Here is a 310-nt window from a genome sequence, read left to right as displayed (position 1 = left end):
GCGCGCGCTTTCATGACGGCGGTCGAACGACAGCGCGCGCTTGCGGCGGTCGGCGTCCGGCACGCCACGGCTGGCCGAGGGCATCACCTGGAAGGTCTGGCGGTCGCCCATCCACGGGTCGAGTGCGGTGGCGATGGGTTCGCGGTTGCGCTCGCAGGCTTCTGAATACGGCTTGCTCGACATCAGGACGGTGTCCAGGTGGTCCATCTCGTGCTGGATGCAGGTGGCCAGTACTTCACCCGCCTCCAGCTGCTGTTCCTGGCCGTTGCGGTCCAGGTACTTCACGGTGATGGTGTCGGCGCGGGTGACG

Annotated in this window: 1 protein-coding gene; it reads right to left on the bottom strand. The window is 67.4% G+C overall.

The features are described 5' to 3' along the window. A partial coding sequence (locus tag ABGA94_RS15920; protein WP_375367775.1) for a peptide deformylase occupies positions 1–310 on the bottom strand: 310 nt, incomplete at both ends.

The organism is Stenotrophomonas sp. 3diitr2024, from assembly GCF_042136455.1.
Lineage (GTDB): Bacteria > Pseudomonadota > Gammaproteobacteria > Xanthomonadales > Xanthomonadaceae > Stenotrophomonas > Stenotrophomonas sepilia.
Note: the sequence above shows the minus strand (reverse complement) of the source record. Positions and strands in the feature narration are given on the sequence as shown.